Origin of the sequence: Pseudoalteromonas sp. SG41-1 (assembly GCF_014164575.1) — a bacterium.
In the GTDB taxonomy this organism is placed as follows: domain Bacteria; phylum Pseudomonadota; class Gammaproteobacteria; order Enterobacterales; family Alteromonadaceae; genus Pseudoalteromonas; species Pseudoalteromonas rhizosphaerae.
In genome coordinates this window covers 38,497-56,439 of record NZ_JACJFL010000016.1, presented here as the reverse complement: position 1 = coordinate 56,439, position 17,943 = coordinate 38,497, and the positions used below count along the sequence as shown (strand labels likewise).

At 41.1% G+C, this 17,943-nt stretch carries 15 protein-coding genes; 7 read left to right on the top strand and 8 right to left on the bottom strand.

What is annotated here, in order from left to right; translation table 11 throughout:
* Nucleotides 1–174: 174 nt before the first annotated feature.
* The 3 genes from pdsO to H5203_RS11200 are packed head-to-tail and all read left to right on the top strand — an operon-like array spanning nt 175 to nt 3,566.
* Nucleotides 175–912, top strand: a complete 738-nt coding sequence (pdsO, locus tag H5203_RS11210; protein ID WP_145235421.1) for a sortase-associated OmpA-like protein PdsO — start codon at nt 175–177, stop codon at nt 910–912.
* A gap of 39 nt (nt 913–951) precedes the next feature.
* The gene (locus tag H5203_RS11205; protein ID WP_182819735.1) at nt 952–2,973 is read left to right on the top strand and encodes a marine proteobacterial sortase target protein; all 2,022 of its coding nucleotides are present in this window, start codon (nt 952–954) and stop codon (nt 2,971–2,973) included.
* Complete coding sequence (locus H5203_RS11200) at nt 2,970–3,566, top strand: class GN sortase (protein WP_145235426.1); 597 nt, start codon at nt 2,970–2,972, stop codon at nt 3,564–3,566. The genes H5203_RS11205 and H5203_RS11200 overlap by 4 nt, the downstream gene beginning before the upstream one ends.
* Here the strand turns inward: H5203_RS11200 and H5203_RS11195 are convergent.
* Nucleotides 3,458–4,420 carry a DMT family transporter gene (locus tag H5203_RS11195; protein WP_145235428.1) on the bottom strand — a complete coding sequence of 321 codons (963 nt, stop codon included), beginning with the start codon at nt 4,418–4,420 and terminating at the stop codon, nt 3,458–3,460. The two genes, H5203_RS11200 and H5203_RS11195, sit on opposite strands and share 109 nt — an antisense overlap.
* A 129-nt stretch (nt 4,421–4,549) precedes the next feature.
* On the opposite strand from H5203_RS11195, the gene proB reads away from it, so the two are divergent.
* The 4 genes from proB (at nt 4,550) to gltX (ending at nt 8,685) form a co-directional block, all read left to right on the top strand.
* Nucleotides 4,550–5,653 (top strand): glutamate 5-kinase, encoded by a 1,104-nt coding sequence (gene proB / locus H5203_RS11190; RefSeq protein ID WP_145235430.1) that lies wholly within the window; start codon nt 4,550–4,552, stop codon nt 5,651–5,653.
* A gap of 69 nt (nt 5,654–5,722) precedes the next feature.
* Complete coding sequence (locus H5203_RS11185) at nt 5,723–6,697, top strand: GGDEF domain-containing protein (protein WP_182819734.1); 975 nt, start codon at nt 5,723–5,725, stop codon at nt 6,695–6,697.
* Nucleotides 6,698–6,765: 68 nt separating this feature from the next.
* The gene (locus H5203_RS11180) at nt 6,766–7,125 is read left to right on the top strand and encodes a glutathione S-transferase N-terminal domain-containing protein (protein ID WP_145235432.1); all 360 of its coding nucleotides are present in this window, start codon (nt 6,766–6,768) and stop codon (nt 7,123–7,125) included.
* 75 nt (nt 7,126–7,200) lie between these two features.
* Nucleotides 7,201–8,685, top strand: coding sequence for a glutamate--tRNA ligase (gltX, locus tag H5203_RS11175; protein WP_182717159.1), 1,485 nt, complete (start codon nt 7,201–7,203; stop codon nt 8,683–8,685).
* Nucleotides 8,686–8,940: 255 nt separating this feature from the next.
* Here the strand turns inward: gltX and H5203_RS11170 are convergent, their stop codons facing one another.
* The 7 genes from H5203_RS11170 to lptD form a co-directional block, all read right to left on the bottom strand.
* A complete protein-coding gene (locus H5203_RS11170) occupies nt 8,941–10,956 on the bottom strand; it encodes a methyl-accepting chemotaxis protein (RefSeq protein WP_182819733.1) in 2,016 nt (671 codons plus the stop codon).
* A gap of 133 nt (nt 10,957–11,089) precedes the next feature.
* Nucleotides 11,090–11,905 carry a symmetrical bis(5'-nucleosyl)-tetraphosphatase gene (locus tag H5203_RS11165; protein ID WP_145235439.1) on the bottom strand — a complete coding sequence of 272 codons (816 nt, stop codon included), beginning with the start codon at nt 11,903–11,905 and terminating at the stop codon, nt 11,090–11,092.
* Between the two features lie 203 nt (nt 11,906–12,108).
* Nucleotides 12,109–12,498: a Co2+/Mg2+ efflux protein ApaG gene (gene apaG, locus H5203_RS11160; protein ID WP_182819732.1), complete on the bottom strand. Its 390-nt coding sequence runs from the start codon at nt 12,496–12,498 to the stop codon at nt 12,109–12,111.
* Nucleotides 12,482–13,291 (bottom strand): 16S rRNA (adenine(1518)-N(6)/adenine(1519)-N(6))-dimethyltransferase RsmA, encoded by an 810-nt coding sequence (gene rsmA, locus H5203_RS11155; protein WP_145235444.1) that lies wholly within the window; start codon nt 13,289–13,291, stop codon nt 12,482–12,484. Before rsmA ends, apaG begins: the two co-directional genes overlap by 17 nt.
* A complete protein-coding gene (gene pdxA, locus H5203_RS11150) occupies nt 13,288–14,280 on the bottom strand; it encodes a 4-hydroxythreonine-4-phosphate dehydrogenase PdxA (RefSeq protein WP_145235446.1) in 993 nt (330 codons plus the stop codon). Before pdxA ends, rsmA begins: the two co-directional genes overlap by 4 nt.
* Nucleotides 14,281–14,283: 3 nt before the next feature.
* Nucleotides 14,284–15,579 (bottom strand): peptidylprolyl isomerase SurA, encoded by a 1,296-nt coding sequence (gene surA, locus H5203_RS11145; RefSeq protein ID WP_145235448.1) that lies wholly within the window; start codon nt 15,577–15,579, stop codon nt 14,284–14,286.
* Between the two features lie 36 nt (nt 15,580–15,615).
* The gene (lptD, locus tag H5203_RS11140; protein WP_145235450.1) at nt 15,616–17,862 is read right to left on the bottom strand and encodes an LPS assembly protein LptD; all 2,247 of its coding nucleotides are present in this window, start codon (nt 17,860–17,862) and stop codon (nt 15,616–15,618) included.
* Nucleotides 17,863–17,943 lie beyond the last annotated feature (81 nt).

The window sequence follows — 17,943 nt, the reverse complement described above, 5'->3', positions numbered from 1 at the left end:
TCGCACTGGCGAAAAAGCAATTGCCTTTTTTTTGCCACAATTGCTCAGCAGTTTGCCTTTTTTGCTCCCCTTTGTTGCCACTTGAGCTTGCTTTAATGGCGTTATACCAAATCGGGCAGCTACCAACCCATGAGTTGCCAACTATTAAGTAATTAAGCAAAAAAGGATTACACCATGAAAAAAATGATTATCGCCTGCACTGTCGCTACTATTTTTGCAGCACCTAACTTAGCCCACGCTGACACAGTTGCAGTTAAAGCAAAAGAAACTCATAAAGAAACGGTGATAGGTTTAAGTACGGGGGCAATTGTTGGCGGTATTGTTGGCGGCCCAATTGGTGCCTTTGTTGGTGCATTTGCCGGAGGCTTGATTGGCGAGCAAGAAGTGGCAGAAGATAAAATTGCCGAGCAACAACGAGCTTTAGTTGTGCTGCAAGATAAAACCGATGATTACCAGCATGTACTTGCTCAAAATACGCAAATGAGTGAGCAGCTCGATAAGCTTGAGAGTAATAACGAACGCCTTGCATTAGCCAAAATGCACAACCTAATGGCAATGACCATTCAATTTAAAACCGGTTCAAGTGAGATTGCCCCGCACTTTGCCAGCCAACTTGATCAACTAGTGAATTTACTTCAAAGCCAGCCAGACTTGCAGCTGGATTTAAATGGCTTTGCCGATCAACGTGGTGATGAGCTCGCTAACTTAGCGCTTTCAAAACAGCGAGTCGCAAATGTACAAAGCTACTTAATAAAGCAAGGTATTAGCCATACCCGCTTAACGACTACCGCATTTGGTGAGCAACAAACTGTGGCAGATAGCGATAATTATGAAGAAAACATGTTTGACCGCCGTGTAACGTTAACAACTCGTCCAAGCACGCAGCCGTATAACCAAACCGCGAGTAACTAATCGCCATTTTGCCAAGTAGCCGCCAAGGGAGTGATTTTTATGTTGAGTAAACCAAGCAAAGTGCTGACCCGTAGCCATTTATGGTTACGGGGAAGCCTTTTTACCTTCATCGCGTTTGTTAGCTGTGCGAGTAACGCCAGCACATCGCCAGAACTAACTATGTTCGACAGCAATGGTGCAAAGGCAGCGCCTGGCGTTATCTTAAAAAGTGATGCCACCATGACAGTCACCGGATTGATAAACCATGTCGTGGTAACTCAACATTATCGCAATGAAAACCCGTTTGCTGTTAATGCACGCTATGTCTTTCCGCTGCCCGATGAAAGTGCGGTGCATGCTATGACTATGCACATTGGTGAGCGAGTGATCAAAGGTGAAATTGATAAAAAAGCACAAGCCGAGCTGCGTTTTCAACAGGCGCAACAAGCGGGTAAACAAGCCGCTTTAGTGCGCCAGCAGCGTGCAAACATGTTTGTCACTAATGTGGCAAACATAGGCCCTGGCGAAGAAGTGCAAATAGAGCTGCAATACCAAGAAGTGATTGATTATCGCAGTGGTACATTTGCACTACGATTTCCAACCACGATAACGCCGCGTTACCATCCGATTAATGGGGTATTAAATGAAACAGCAGAGGATATGATTGACTCGCAGAGTAATGAGTTATCATCAGCGAGTATTGCTGCCACGGGGTGGATAGCACCGATTTACATGGCCACTAAAAATGCCGGCTCGGTTCAAGGCGAGTTTAATCTAACGGTTAATATTGATGTTGGCCTAGAGCTGGTGGATATTCAGTCTAAATATCATCGTATTAATACCGAAAATCTGGCATTTGGTCAGTATCAAGTTACTTTAAATGAACAACGTGCCGTGAATCGTGATTTTTTACTGGAGTTTAAACCGCTGCAAAAAGAGCAAGCGCAAGCCGCATTTTTTACTGAGCAGCTCAGTAATGGTGAACGTTATGGATTATTAATGTTGCTGCCGCCGGATGATCATTTTACGCAGACTCAGCGTCTAGCAAGAGAAATGATTTTTGTAGTCGACACTTCCGGCTCTATGCACGGACAGTCAATGGAGCAAGCCAAAAGTGCACTTCATTATGCGTTATCGTTACTTGATAGTAACGACAGCTTTAATATTGTCGGCTTTGACGATCAAATTATGCCTATGAGCGATAAACCTGTGCCGGCTAATGATTTTAATTTACGCCGTGCTGAGCGCTTTGTATATAATTTACAAGCTGATGGCGGCACCGATATTAAAGAGGCATTAGATGGTGTACTAGATGCTCGTGAGCATCTAGGGTATGTGCGTCAAGTGGTATTTTTAACCGATGGCAGTGTCAGTAATGAAGATGCATTGTTTAAACATATTAGTGCGCAACTGGGTGATAGTCGTTTGTTTACGATTGGTATCGGTAGTGCGCCTAATAGCTACTTTATGCGTCGAGCTGCAGATGTTGGGCGCGGAACGTTTACTTATATTGGCAGCAGTAGTGACGTGCAACCAAAAATGCAGCAACTATTTGATAAGTTAGCTCATCCTGCAATTACTCAACTTGCGCTTAGCAGTGATTTGGCAAATCAAGCTCTTGAATATTGGCCATCGCCGTTACCCGACCTGTATTTTTCAGAGCCGGTGATGGTTGCTATAAAGCTTGATAATAATGCCGGCGTTACTTTAGCGGGGCAAACGGCGCAAGGACCGTTGTCGATAAAGTTAAATACACAACAAGGGCGACCGGCTCATGGAATTGCAAGGTTGTGGGCACGGCAAAAAATTAAATCATTATTACTTTATAACGAGCAAGAGCATGTTAAAGCACAGGTTGAGAGTCTAGCGCTTGAACATCAATTACTTAGTCCGTTTACCGCCTTTGTAGCGATTGAACAGACACCATCGAGCACTGTTGCTGAGCAGAATGTGCAAGTGGTTAATCAACGACCTCAGGGTCTAGCAATGAGTTTGCCACAAACTGATGGGCAAAGCAGACTACATATTTTACTCGGTTGCATGCTGTTGGCTGGATTTGCAGTGTTGAGACTGAAAAAATGAAAGCAGTGATTGGCGCTATATTGTTGATTGTTGGCTTGGCGTTGCTTGGTCATGGTAGTTATATGCAAGCTAAAGCGTGGCTGGCACAACACCTTATAGAGCAGGCTTGGCAAGTGGCACTGACAACGCCAGAGCAACAAGTTAAACCCTGGTTCTATGCTGATAGTTATGTAACTGCACAACTGAATTGGCCAAGCCAAAAGCAAACCTTAACAATATTAGCAGGAGCCAGTGGCCGTAACTTAGCGTTTGCCCCGAGTCACTTTTTAGCTAGTGCAGAGCTAGGCTCTGAGCAAGCAGGCGTGTTAATTGCTGGACATAATGACACTCACTTTGCTTTCTTACAAAAAGTGAATGTAGGTGAGCAATTTAGCTTACAAACGCAAAATGGCCAAATTGATCGCTATCGAGTGCGTGGGATTGCGGTTATTCATCAGTCCCAGTACGATTTTTTAGCGCATAAAGGCTTGTATTTATTAACCTGTTATCCGTTTGACTCTTTAGCCTCCGGGACTGAATTACGATTATTAGTCTCTGCCGATAAATTGCCATCACCTGCATCGGTATTATCTATGTCTACTACCAATTCTTGATGACGCTGACTTATCATTACACCTACAAATACCACGCCAATGCTGAGCCATTGGCTAAGAGAAAGCACTTCTCCCAAGATAATTGCTGATAATATTAGGGTGAAAATCGGTATTAAATTTGAATAGGCTGCGGCAGTGAGCACCGACACCTTACTAATTGCGTAATTATACAAACCATAGCCGCCTAAGGTGACGCAAGAGCCTAAATATAAAATACTTAATAAAGCGCCAAGGTCGTGTTGATTTTCACTGGGTAAATCAATAAACAGTAAAAATGGCGCAAAGAACAGACTACCGCTAAAACCTTGCAATGCAATTAAGGTTAATGGTGAGTAGCGAGCAACTAAATGTTTAACTGAAATAGTATAAAATGCAGCGCAGACCATTGCCATTAACTCCAAAAAGTTACCCAGCAATGGATTGGGAGCCTGCTCTGAGCTTGGCGACATTAAAGTTAATAAGATACTGCCGCCAATACAAAAAGTGAAACCAATAACAATGGCCTTACTAATGTACTCTTTGAGCATAAAAAACGCTAAAAGTGCTACGATAATCGGTAAGCACGATACAATAACTCCCGCTTGAGAAGCTGAAGTATATTCCATCGCATGGCCTTCAAATAAAAAATACAAACAGGGCTCAGCCAGCGACATCCCCACCAGATATTTCCAGTCACCTTGATGATATTTAAAGCGAATAACGTAACGCCATAAGCACAATGCCATGACTAAGGTGGTTAACATGCGTAAAAAAATCACCAGTGCAGGGTCATAAATGGCGATCGCGTATTTCAGCGCGATAAAAGAACTACCCCATAAAAAGGTGGCGATTATTAAACATAAACTGGCTGGCATGAAGGTCGCTTTAAAGTGAATTAAAACACGATCCTAGCACGTCAGCACCGTGATTGAATATTTTTAACTTGTTCAAAAATCGATAACTGGTATAAATAAATCCTTCAATATTTTTGTGTAGTAAAAAGCATGCAAAGGGCACAGGTAATAGTGGTTAAGCTGGGAACGAGTGTACTCACTGGTGGAACCGATAAACTCGACAAAGCACACATGGTTGAATTAGTTCGCCAATGTTGTGAATTAAAAAAGCAAGGTCATCAAGTTGTGCTGGTATCAAGTGGCGCGGTGGCTGCTGGCCGAGAGCAACTATTAAAACCCTGCGGTCGTTCATTGATTGATAAACAGATGCTTGCCGCGATTGGTCAAGGTCAGCTTATCCACATTTGGCAAAGCTTATTTGCTTTATATGGCGTGAATGTAGGGCAAATGCTACTGACTCGCGCTGACGTTGATGACCGAGAACGCTACCTCAATGCCCGCGATACTTTAACTGCATTATTAAGTTATGACGTGGTGCCAATCATTAATGAAAATGATGCGGTCGCAACTGCTGAAATTAAAGTAGGTGATAACGACAACCTCTCAGCACTGGTCGCTATATTAGCTAATGCCGACAAATTATTATTACTAACCGACCAAGAAGGTTTATTTACCAGTGATCCACGTACTGATGTTAATGCGCAATTAATTGACGAAGTGGCACATATTGATGATGAGTTACGCCAGCTTGCTGGTGGCAGTGGAACTAGTCTAGGCACGGGTGGTATGGCAACGAAATTGCAAGCCGCTGATATCGCTCGTCGAGCCGGGGTGGAAGTGATTATAGCCAAAGGTGCTGGTAAAAATGTGATCCTTAATTGTATGAGCGAACAGTTACCAGGAACACGCTTTGTAAAGCTAACAGCGCCAAGAGATGGCCGTAAAAAATGGCTGTTAGCTGGACCTAAAAGTAGTGGCCAAATAGTGATTGATGATGGCGCAGTAAATGCTTTACAGCAACAAGGCGCTAGTTTATTAGCCAAAGGCGTACGCGGTGTGCGCGGGCAGTTTGAACGTGGCGATTTGATTGATTTAGTCACCAGTGATCAACAATTAGTGGCCCGTGGGTTAGTACGTTTTAGTAAAGCTGAAACCGACACTATTAAAGGTTGTCATTCAAGTGAAATTACAAAGTTGCTAGCTTTTGATTGCGGTAGTGAAGTGATCCATCGAGATGACTTGGTGTTGTTCTAAACTAATAATTTAGTAAAACTGTAAAGCTAACCTAAACTAAATGTTATGTATTTGTTTAGGTTGGTTTAGATGATAGCAAACCCTTGTGGACATGAATGGATTGTATTCTTAACGCAACAAACCGAAGAGCAGGCTTTAGATGCCGCGCTTATTACAGCTATTTCTGGCCTGTCTAAGCTCAAAGTATTTGCGCTATATATTAATAAACATTTCAATCCGCAACTTCATCCTACCTTATTGAATGTTGATAGCAAAATAGATTCGCTTAGATCCGATGAACTGATGCTTTTATTAGATAAAGTAAGCAAAAATAAAGTGCGTGTAAGCAGTGCATTTGAAAGTGTTACAATGTATGTGCCGATGTCTTATTTAGGCACTGTCATTGGCCTATTAATGGTTAAATCGAAAGACGAATTGCCCGAAGGCATTGGCGTGTTGGCACTACATATTTTAAATGTTTATGCTAATCAATTAGCCTTGATCCATAAATCACGATTAGACCCTTTAACAGAATTACTTAATCGGCAAACGTTTGATAAAAAAGTCATTGAAATACTCTCAGAAGAAGACTTTTTGGCCAAAGATGAGGCATTCGCAGTAAGTAAAAGTTGGTATTTAGCGATTGTCGATATTGATCACTTTAAACGGGTCAATGATAATTTTGGTCATGTAATTGGTGATGAAGTTATTTTATTAGTATCGCGATTACTGAAAAATAATTTTCGCTTGGAAGATTATGTATTTCGCTATGGCGGTGAGGAATTTGCCGTATTATTTCAAAGCTTCGATAAAGCAGCAGCTCGTGGTACGTTAAATCGATTACGAGCGAATATTGCTGAATATCCTTTTCCACAAATAGGTAATTTAACCGTCAGTGCGGGTTTTTTGGAACTTAGCCATGTTGATATGGTTGCATCTTTAGTACATAAAGCGGATTTAGCATTGTATGAATCGAAAAATAATGGGCGTAACCGAGTTACTGCTTATAGCGATCTAAACTTAGTGGATGATATTGCTAGTGATGATGGTATAGAGCTTTTTTGAATCTTTTGCAGTTGCTTTAACTGTGCTAAAATCTGTGCCCTTAAATTGTTGTAAACAGGGCCCAGTTGATGAAATTAGTTCGTTGGTTATTAGGTAGTTTGATCTTATTTTTTGATTTTGTTTTTACACCACGTAGTAAAAAACGTCCTGCGGGAGAGCAAGCTCAGCTTGATCAACTCACTGCACAATTTAAACTATATCAATTCAAAGCTTGCCCATTCTGCGTAAAAGTGCGCCGTGCAATTAAACGCGAAGGGTTAAAAGTTGAAACGCGCGACGCGAAAAGTAATGAACAGTATCGTCAAGAATTGCTCGAACAAGGCGGAAAAATAAAAGTACCGTGTCTACGTATCGAAAAAGATAACCAAGTCACTTGGTTATATGAATCAAACGATATCATTGCTTACTTAAATAAAGCTGCAGCTTAATATTCATTTTTCAAGCGCATTTGCTGTGTTAGCATTTAGCGCATATTTTATTGCCCATTGAAAGAGAACATAACCATGACAATTCGTACACGTGTTGCGCCGTCACCAACCGGTGACCCGCATCTTGGTACCGCTTATATCGCCTTATTTAATTACTGTTTTGCTAAGCAGCAAGGTGGCGAATTTGTACTTCGTATTGAAGACACAGACCAAGTACGTAGCACTTCAGAATCAGAACAAGCGATTATGGATAGTCTTCGTTGGTTAGGGCTTGAATGGGATCATGGTCCTGATGTCGGTGGTGAGTTTGGTCCTTATCGTCAATCAGAGCGTAGCGATTTATATAAAAAATATGCGCATCAGTTAGTTGATGATGGCAAAGCATTTTATTGTTTTGCAACTAGCGAAGAGCTGGACCAAATGCGTGAAGAGCAAATGGCTGAAGGCCTGCGTCCTAAATACGATGGCCGTGGTTTAAACCTTACGGATGACGAAATTAAAGCCAACTTAGCTGCCGGTAAGCCTTACGTTATACGTATGAATATTCCAAGCGAAGGTACCTTTAAATTTAACGATTACTTACGTGGTGAAATTGAGATCCCGTGGGAAAACGTTGATATGCAAGTGTTACTTAAAGCCGATGGTTTCCCAACTTACTTTTTAGCTAACGTGGTTGATGACCACCATATGGAAATTAGCCATATTTTCCGTGGTGAGGAGTGGATCAACTCTGCGCCTAAGCTGCTAAAATTATATGAAGATTTTGGTTGGCAAGCGCCGGTGCTTGGTCACTTACCACTATTACGTAATCCAGATAAGTCAAAGCTATCTAAGCGTAAAAATCCAACTTCTATTAATTACTATAAAGAAATGGGTTACTTACCTGAAGCGGTACTTAACTACCTTGGACGCATGGGCTGGTCAATGCCGGATGAGCGTGAAAAGTTCACGCTTGCTGAAATGATTGAACATTTTGATATGAAGCGTGTATCACTCGGTGGCCCAGTATTTGACGTTGATAAACTAAGCTGGTTAAACGGCATGTGGATCCGCGAAAACTTCAGCAACGAAGAGCTAATTCAGCGCTTTGTAGATTGGAAGTTTAATGGGGCAATGCTTGCTAAAGTATTACCAGAGGCGAAAGCCCGCATTAATACCCTATCAGATATGGTTGATTTAGCCGGTCATTTTGTCGGTGGCATTCCAACTTACGACCCTGCGTTACTGACCGCTGGTAAAGCCGATGAAGATGTAATTCGCCAAGCTTTACAGTTCTTTATCTGGGAGCTTGAGGGCTTACGAAGCTGGGAAAAATCAGCAATATTTGCTATAGCTAAAGCGGTGTCTACTTTCCATGAGCTGAAGATTAAAGACTTTTTAGAGCCGATATTTGTCGCTATTACTGGCAAAACGTCTTCAACATCAGTACTTGATGCAATGGAAATATTAGGCTCAGATCTATCGCGCGCACGTTTACGTGTAGCACTTGCGCATTTAGGTATCTCTAAAAAGCAAGCGAAGAATATTGAGCGTGCGTATCGCGAGTATCCTGCTGCATAGGTAAAGTAATCTAGCTAAGCTTGATGATCATTAAAAGCCGAACTTTATTAACGTGGAGTTCGGCTTTTTTGTGGAAAAATAATGGAGTATTGCCAACAAGCAAAGCTAGTGTGTGGACGATGAAATTATAACAGTTGGCTGTTCTCACGCAATTTGTTAGCTCAGCAGTGAAAAGTGGGGTATCGGTGGTTTATTTTTCGAAAAAAAAGCCGTGTTTTAAATCAACACGGCTTTGTTGTTTTAATTTGCTTTGCCCTAGACTTTGAACTCATCTACAGACAAGCGTAACTCTTCGGCAAGTTTAGCGACCTCAGAGCTTGATATATTAGTCTGATTAGCTCCTTCAGCGGTTTGTTCAGCAATGGCTACGATAGACTCAAGGCGCTCGCTAATCTCTTGTGAGACTTGTTGTTGCTCTTGTGCTGCTGTCGATATTTCTTCACTCACATCATGTGCTAAAGCAACCGCTGAGGTGATTGAATCCAGTGCTGCGTTGGCTAGGTCTGATTGTTCAACACAAGAATCAGCTTGTTGCTTGCCTTTAGACATTGCAGTTACGGCTGCTTCCGCGCCTGTTTGCAATGATTCGATCATGGCTTGAATTTCTTGAGTCGAGGCTTGTGTTTTACTAGCCAATGAACGAACCTCATCAGCAACAACGGCAAAACCACGACCTTGTTCACCAGCACGTGCTGCTTCAATAGCTGCATTAAGTGCTAGTAAGTTAGTTTGATCCGCGATACCACGAATAACATCAAGAATACTACCAATTGAGGCGCTATCTTGATGAAGCTTATTAATGACTAGTGAGGCTGATTCAACTTCACGAGCTAGCTGCTCAATGGTCGATTTATTCTGGCTAGAAATACCCTTAACACGCTCAGCTTCTTTATCGGCATTTTTGATTTCTTTAAGTGCCTGTTGTGCGCTATTGCTTACTGTTTGTGAGGTACTGCTCATTTCCGTTGTCGCTGTTGCAGCTTGTTCTACCTGTGCTTGTTGATTACGAATTGCTTGACTTGATTCACCGGTGATAGCAGACGTTTCTTCTGAGGCCGCAGCAAGTTGTGTGGAACGAGATATAATACCTTGGATCAAGCTGCGTAAGCTGGCTATAAGTGTATTACAGCTACGCGATAGTTCACCAAATTCATCTTTAGCTGTATCGTCTAGACGTTGTGTCATGTCGCCACTAGCAACAATATCAAGAATGCGGTTTACTTCTGCAAGCGGTTTAATAATGCGGTTAACCGTTATATAAGCTACGATTATGGCTAACAAAGTTGCGCTGATCATACCAACCCAGGTCCATAAATTAGCTGAATCTACGTCGGTCCTAACTTCTTTTTGCAATTCAAAAGCAACATTACTAGCTTGAGAAACTAATTCATTAAGTTGTTTTATTGCAGTTGCCGTAGCTTGCTCTGCCTCTGTAAGTTCCTTTTCAGTCATTGCGATTACATCAATTAAACGCTTTTTGTTAGCTGAAATACTATTGTTGCCGAGAATGTTATCGCGAAGAGAGACGAAGTAATTGTTTAGATCGTTATATAAACCAGGCTCTGCTGCTTCAACAACCGGTTTTAGTAGCTTTAAGCTACGCTCAATCTCCTCTAAATAATAAAGCTGCTCATTTTTGACGATATCTAAGGTATTTTGGGTTTTAACTGTCAGCATGTCAGTGCTGTTGGTGACTAAAGACAAAAAGTTATTTTCTAATTTATTAGCCGCTTGATAGGCTCTGCTATCACTGCTTTCTAAACCATCAATATCGATAATATCCAAAACCACAGAATTAGCATCTTCCGCTGCAAGCTCTATCGTTTCTAATTGTGCTCGTAATGATTTATTGAGTTCTAATTGGTTTTTTTTATCTTTTAATAAATCTTCTACTAATTTAATAAAGCTTTTGTAAGTTCGCTCAACGTTTTGACTATTTTGATTTAGTTGATCGTTGTCACGTACAACGAGTTTTAACTGTGAATAAGCTTTATCAAAGCGTTGTTTTTGTTCGAACACCAACTTTTCAATTGGCGCAAGCTCTGCTGCTGAAGAGGTATAAAAACTAGCTTGGGCGGCTTTACTCATCAGGATAAACTCAACCTGTAGTTCTGAGCTTTGTTCTAATGCCGGCAATGATAATTGATTTACTTGCTGTGCTGAATTATTAATATTTGCGATTCTGAACAGTGAATTACCCCCAATTAAAAGAAGTAATAAGGTGATACAAATAAAACCACCCCAAATACGTTGGCTGACAGTTAAGTTCATATAAAAATTCCATAAAGAGAGTAGCAATTAGACTTTATCGGCTTTATTGCGGATAAGTTAAGTAATTAAATTCAATTACTTTTAACATTCGTTACTATAAATCTAACAGAAGATGATTAATTTTTCAGTTAAATTAGATGAAATCAGTAGAATTAGCGCTAAAGTATTGCTTATTTTTTAACTCCATCAAGCTCAGCTTCCCACCCCATACACAGCCTGTATCCAAAGCATGGATATTTGCATGATTAGTTACGCCCTCAAGAGCAGCCCAATGTCCAAATACAATATGCTGTTTAAAAGTTGTAAATTTTGGGTGCTCAAACCAAGGCATCATTGCAGTAGCGTTAGTAATACTACCTTTATAGCTTAACTCTAATTGTTCATCAAGGGTTAAAAATCGCATTCTGGTAAAGTAGTTAACAATATAACGAAATCGCTCAAACTCATTGAGTTGCTCACTCCAAAGGCCTGGGTGCTGCTCATACATATGTTTGAAAAAATCGCGCGCATTCTCACCTTGATAGCAGGATTCAGCAAATTGAGCATGTTGCAGAGCCTGCTCAATGGACCATGCGGGGTTGAGGCCGGCGTGGCTAATAAATACCTGTTCTGTTTCAAGCCATAGAGCCAATGGTTGCTGCTTTAGCATGGCTATATAAGCAGGTAGTTTTGCTGAACCAAGCAGGGCGGTGAGCTTGTCTTTTGGATTAGCGGGTTTATCTAACATATAATTGGCAATCAGATGTAAGTCATGATTACCTAAGGTAACGGTGATACTATCTTGATGTGTATATAAATAATCTAGGCAGGCAAGAGAGTCGGGGCCGCGGGCGACAATGTCGCCCACTAAATAAAGGTGATCTTTACTTGGGTTGAAGTCAACTTGCAGCAACAAAGCTTGAAATTCTTTATAACAACCTTGTAGATCACCTATCGCATAATTTGCCATTATTTAACCTAAATTCGGGAGAATAAATCTATCTCCTGTGGCTATTTTCAACGCTAACTGCGTTGAATCTACTTGCAATAGGCCAGCTATTGACGCGTAAATTCGCCTTGTTATCTCTGAAAATCTCCGACAGGACAGCTTAAAGGCTAGTTATATCATTAAATCAATGCGTTAATAAATATCTTAACCCGATTTCAGGTTATTTAATGTAAAATATTAGGCAGTGATAAACGAAAAACATTAATAGGTGCATCAAACTCTGTACCGAACTCATTCTTCAAGGTGTAATAACCTTGCATCGTTCCTACGGGAGTATCTAGCACTGCACCACTGGTATATTTATAGCTTTCACCAGGACCAATAGTTGGTTTTTCACCGACGACGCCATCACCTTGTACTTCGATTTCTTTACCATTTGCATCAGTGATCAACCAATAGCGGCTAATTAACTTTGCGCTGCATAGACTGTGATTTTTAATGGTAACGGAATAAGCAAATACATATTTATCAAGTTCAGGTTGTGATTGACCCTCAACATAAAATGTTTCTACCGATACTTTGATGGGTGAGCCCAAATTACTGCTTGTTGTCATAAATCCAATTAGCTATATCAATAAATTGTTGTAACGAAAGGCTTTCAGCACGCAACGTGATATCTATACCAATGCTAGTTAATTCATCTGCGGTGAGTAAATTAGCTAAGCTGTTGCGCAGTGTTTTGCGGCGCTGATTAAAGGCCTCTAAACACACAGTGTTAAGAATTTTAGTACTTTTTGCTGTACGTTGCTCTGGCTTTTTCGGTATTAAACGAATAACGGCAGAATCAACTTTCGGTGCTGGTTTAAAACACTCTGGTGGTACTTCGATGACAGGCATTGCATTACAGTAATACTGTGTCATTACGCTCAAGCGACCAAATGTTTTACTACCAGGTCCTGCTACCATGCGTTTCACCACTTCTTTTTGTAGCATAAAGTGCATATGCTCAATGTTGTCGGCAAACTCAAATAAATGGAACAGCAATGGTGTTGAAATATTGTATGGTAAATTACCAAACACTTTTAGTTTGTTGCGGTCAGCTTTGATCAAACTTGAAAAATCAAATTTCATCGCATCACCTTGATGCACAGTAAGCTTAGGCCCTAAAAATGGGTGCTCAGTTAAGCGCTGGGCTAAATCTTTATCTAGTTCAACAACCGTTAAGTGGCCACTTAGCTCACTTACCGGTTCAGTGATAGCACCTAGACCAGGACCGATTTCAACTAAATTATCTTCAGGTTTAGGATCAATCGCGGTGACGATTTTATCGATGATCATCTCATCACATAAAAAGTTTTGCCCAAAACGTTTGCGGGCGCGGTGTCCTAAATGTACTTTATCTGTCATTGATTTTGTGCTTTTTCATGGGCGAGCTTAATTGCTTCGCGGATCGCTAATTCAAAACTACCTACATCAGCATCACCAGTACCTGCTAAATCGAGCGCCGTACCGTGATCAACTGAGGTGCGTATAAACGGCAAACCAAGGGTGATATTAACTGATTTGCCAAAACCTTTGTATTTTAGCACAGGTAAACCTTGATCGTGATACATTGCCAGCACTGCATCAGCTTGTGATAGATATTTGTCTTGGAACAAGGTGTCAGCAGGCAATGGCCCGATTAAATTCATACCTTCACTATTAAGCTGTTCAATGGTTGGGGTGATGGTGTCAATCTCTTCACGCCCTAAATGGCCATCTTCACCCGCATGAGGGTTAAGCCCACAGACTAAAATACGTGGTTTTTCGATACCAAATTTAGTTTGTAAATCATGGTTTAAAATACCTGCAACTTTACTTAAACGCTCACTTGTAATAGCACGTGATACATAAGCCAGTGGGATGTGCGTGGTCACTAGTGCAACTCTTAAGCCTTCAGTAGCTAATAACATCACCACATCAGGGGTGTTTGATTGCTGGGCAAAGTATTCGGTATGGCCACTAAATGAAATGCCAGCTTTATTGATAATACCTTTATTAACAGGACCAGTTACAACGGCTGCAAACGTACCATTCATATTCTTTTCGCACGCGATACGCAAGGTATCGAGTACGTATTGACCGTTGGCATCATTTAACACACCCATCTCAACGTCGGCACCTAAATCAACTTGGTGCAGATAGACACTCCCTGCTGGGGCGATTACAGCTGGTGCATTTTCATCAAATGGAATTAAATTGATTGTTAAACCAAGCTGTTTGGCTCGCTGTTGTAATAATTGCTTATCAGCAATCACAACCAGCTGCGCAGGCCAATCATGCTGTGCAAGTTGCAACAGTAAATCTGGGCCGATCCCGGCAGGTTCGCCGGGAGTAATTGCAATACGTAGGATCATTGGTTATTCATCAATTGGGAAAATTTCAACATGGGCTTGCTCACGCATTTCTTGCTGCCAGTTAAAGCTTTCTTCTTTAAATTTACGATTAAAGAGCATGCCGTGAGCACGGTTACGTTTAGCTAGTTCGGTTTTATCAGCTATACGTTTGTCTAATAGCTGCACTATATGCCAACCAAATGTGGTTCTAAACGGGTCACTGATCTCATTTTTATCAAGTGATAGTAGGGCATCTCTAAACTGTGGCGCATAGGTCGTAGGATCTGTCCAATCGTACTCTCCACCTTTAAGTGCAGAGCCTGGATCTTCTGAATACTCTTTAGCAAGTTCACCAAAGTCAGCAGTCCCAGCACGTAAATCTTTAGCAAAGCCATTAAGCATATTGCGGGCTTTTTCTTCGCTTAAGATGATTGACGGCTTGATTAAGATATGGCGAGAGCGCACTTCGGTTGTTTCAACAACCTGGCGACCACGAATGTCTTGAACTTTAATAATATGAAAACCAGCGCCTGAACGAAGCGGGCCTATAATGGCATCTTTTTTGGTGCCCTTAACTGCTTCAGCAAAGAGTGATGGCATTTCATTAATGCTCATCCAGCCTAATTGACCACCTTCAAGTGCTTTTGAACCACTTGATGATGAAATGGCGATACGTTTAAATTCTTTCCCGTCTTGTAAAAACTCAATAACTTTATCTGCGCGAGTTTTTGCGCTAGCAATTTCATCCGCAGTGGCATTATTTGGAATATCAACGAGGATATGGCCAATGTCATACTCTTCCGTATTTTGACCTTGGCTTTCCATTATTTTTAAGAGATTATCAACTTCTTGTGGGCTAATATAAATACGACGGTCTACGTTTGCGCGCATTACTTGTTGAGTTGTGATCTCTTTACGAATTTCTTCACGATAAGATTGGAAACTCTCGCCTGATGATTCAATAGTACGGCGTAGGTCTGCGATTGTTCCGCCTTGCTCTTTCGCCATACCAACCAAAGTTTGGTCCAGTTGGCTATCAGAGATTTCTAACCCCATACGCTCAGCTAATTGCATCATCAACGCTTGATTTACTAAACGCTCCATTGCTTGAATACGTAGCGTATCATCCGAAGGTAATTCTTGTCCTTGCTCTTTGGCTTGGGTTTTTACGCGGTTAACAATAGTGTTTACTTCACTTTGTAAAATAACCCCTTGGTTTACAATACCAACCACCTTATCTATTTCAACAGGGGCTGCGAAAGCGCTTTGGCATAAACCAAGCGTCAAAAATGCTGATGCTAATAATTTTTTTAAATTCATACTTTTTCTAATACTCTTGCTAATAGTACGGTGATACTAGTTATTAAGAAAATACGGTCTACGATAGCCAAAAATACCTTGTTGTAATAATTTTTGTGCATCATAACGGCTTTTACTACCTAACCCTTTTAAGACAATATTAAATCCAATACTTGAATCAAAAGTGGCTTGTTCTTGGCCTATCGCTTGATTTAAATCAGTTGCGATTTGGCGACGGGCGGTAACTTGAAAGGCCCAACAGCATGATTCATATTGCAATCCGCTGAACACCTCGACACTACGACCGTTTTCTAAATCACGGTGATAGCTACTTACAAACTGCCATTGATCACTGAGCGGAATGCTAGTAAAAAAGCCAACTTGTTCGATTGTATTGCCTGAGACATCATTTGCATAGCGATGGTTCAATTGAACGAGTTGATTATCGTCACCTTTATAATCTAAGGTCACATTTGACTGGATAATCTGTTTACCATCGGTGTCATATTGAATTCCGCCTGATAAATACCAGCGGCGGTGCCAATGTAACATGGTTTGTGCGGCAAACAAGGCATTATAGTTGGTATCTGAGTTTAACCCTTGCGATGTTGGCTTGGCTGAGTCACTTAAATAAAATATTTGACCAGCACTAAAATTAAACAACTCTTCACTTTTATTATTAAATAAACGCGTGGTTGCACCTAATGTAAATTGATTTGCTGCGGCTATACGATCCACACTTGAAAAACGACTATCACGGAATAAACCAAAAAAATCATCTTGTAATTTTGTTGTATCGTATAAACCTATATTGGATTGATCTTTATTCGGTGTATACAAATACTGCAGTTGTGGCTCTAAGGTTTGAATACCATCATCAGCGAAGATCGTGGTTTCACGCTCAAAGTTTAATTGGCTGTATAAACGCACTTTAGGCAAAGTACGCGATACTGATTTAGCATAATCAGTATTTGCCAAATCACCTTCTTGCTTATAGTTAGTGTGCAATACGCTAAATTCAGATAAAAACGACCATGCATGCTCTTGGTAGCCGTAGCTTGCTTTTGGTTCGATGTGTAAACGAGTTGCCTTTTCAATAACTTGAGTGTCATTTGTAAAGTGGCTCAGTTCACCGTCTAGGGTAAGTTCAATATCCTGAAAACTAAATGGTGCTGTTTGCGAAAAGCTAATTTGTGGCCACGCCGCATACGATTCAACATGATCACCGAGCACTTCAAAGTTTTGTACTTTTATATCTGTACGCCAAGTATCACCTAAGTGTGATAACGAGCCAGTACGGTACAGTTGGGTGTCAGTACGTGTTGCGTAATTAGAACCCAAATCAGTGAGATAGTTATCATCGCTGACGTTGGTTATATCAACATTAGCACGCCAATTTTCGGCAAAATAACTTTGTTGTTGCCAGTGAAATAGAAAGCGCTCTTTGAGTTCTGGTTCGGAGTCGTCTTTGTCAAGGTATTCAAGTGCTACGAGACCTTCATTGCTATCACTCAAATAACGAAATTCGGTTTGCAGCTGCAAGCCTTTTTTAGACATATAGCGTGGTGTAATCGTGGCATCAAAGTTTGGTGCAATATTCCAATAATATGGAGTAACTGTTTCTACGCCGTAGCGATCTGAACTGGAAATATTGGGTGTTAATAAGCCCGACTTTCTGCGATTATCAATTGGGAAAGTGAAATAGGGTAAATAAAGTACAGGCGTATCCATAATACGCAATACCATATCATGGGTTTCGCCCCAGCCTTCATCACTGGATAATAAAATTTGTTCAGCTTGAATTGCCCACACGGGCGTATCGCTTGGACAGGTAGTAAAGCTTGCGTTCAGCAGATCTAAGCCAGACTTATTAATAGTGAGCTTTTCCGCTCCGCCGTGTGCTTGTTGATCCGTCAGCTTATAATCGGCACCAAGTAGGCTGATTTCAGAACTATTTAAATCAGCATTAAGACCTGAGCTATTTACTTCACTGATAGTGTCACGGTAAGTAATAGGGCCAGTTGCATTAAGTAACCCACGCTGTTTGTCAATTAGCGCACTTTGTGCGGACAAACTCATAGTAAGGGTGTTAATATCAACATTACCGGTAAATTCTGCGCTTTGGGTGCCAAGCAGTTCAATATCATCTGAACGGATATCGATCATGCCTAAGTCAAGGCCAGCAAGCGGTTGCCAAGCTCTGGTTTGCATTGAATTGCCACAAAAGTTGTGTGTCAGTTCAGTTTCGGCGAACGATGGTGCGCTGATCACACTTAGCATCATCATGCCCCAGGTTTTGCTCATTTATTAACCTTAATATGCTGTCGTTGGATGTAAGAATGACATAATAAAGGAAAACAATGGCAAATACAGTAATTGACTTAG